The organism is Thiolapillus sp. (assembly GCF_048562965.1).
Classification (GTDB): Bacteria; Pseudomonadota; Gammaproteobacteria; order Chromatiales; family Chromatiaceae; genus Thiolapillus; species Thiolapillus brandeum_A.
Genome location: NZ_JBHNMF010001072.1, coordinates 1 through 929 on the forward strand (window position 1 = coordinate 1; position 929 = coordinate 929).

The window sequence follows — 929 nt, forward strand, 5'->3', positions numbered from 1 at the left end:
AGTACGGAGCAGCAACGAGCTTGCGAAGTTGTTGTGTAGTGCTTGGTGACCAGGACGGCTGGGGCACGAATAGGTTGTCAAAGGCCGAGTCGATTTTGGGGACTGGGATGTCCCAAAATCTTTCACGAGGCCGAAGACACGCTTGTGATATTCTGTCCCATACGCTCCTTTTCCTGTACCGAATGATGAAGCGTTTTGTCGAGGATGGCGGACTGGAAAGAGCCGGCTCCCTGGCTTATACCACACTGCTGTCACTGGTTCCCCTGATGACGGTGGTGTTCGCTATTCTGTCCGCCTTTCCTGTTGCGGAGAAAGTCAGTGACGTGGTGCAGGAGTTTATCTTCCGGAATTTCATGCCCGCGTCCGGTGAAGTGGTGCATCAGTATCTGCTGGAATTCAGCAGCAAGGCTTCCCGTCTCAGTGGTGTGGGTTTCCTGGCGCTGCTGGTGGTGGCCGTCATGCTCATGGCTACCATCGACAAGACCTTCAACGCGATCTGGAGCGTGAAACGCAAGCGCAGGCCCCTGAACATGTTTCTGGTGTATTGGGCAGTGCTGTCCATGGGGCCGGTACTGATGGGCGCCAGCGTGCTGGCGACTTCTTACCTGGTTTCCCTGCCCATGGTCTCGGAAGCCACGGCCAGCAGTGTGGGGCGATCCTTGCTTGAATGGGTGCCGACCCTGACCTCAGGCGTGGCTTTTACCCTGCTGTACTGGCTGGTGCCGAACCGGCCGGTGAAGTTCTGGCATGCCGCACTGGGCGGTGCGCTGGCTGCTGTTCTGTTCGAATTCAGCAAGCAGGGGTTTGCCTGGTATCTCACCACGTTCCCCACTTACGAGGCCATTTACGGTGCGCTGGCGGCGATACCGATTTTTCTGGTGTGGATCTACGTTTCCTGGGTAGTGGTCCTGCTGGGAGCAGAGTTCACC

The 929-nt window shown here is 57.2% G+C and carries 1 protein-coding gene; it reads left to right on the forward strand.

The genetic code is table 11. The features are described from left to right. Positions 1-107: 107 nt before the first annotated feature. On the forward strand, positions 108-929 hold an 822-nt coding region (locus ACOCD2_RS22345), incomplete at its 3' end, for a virulence factor BrkB family protein (protein WP_293715894.1).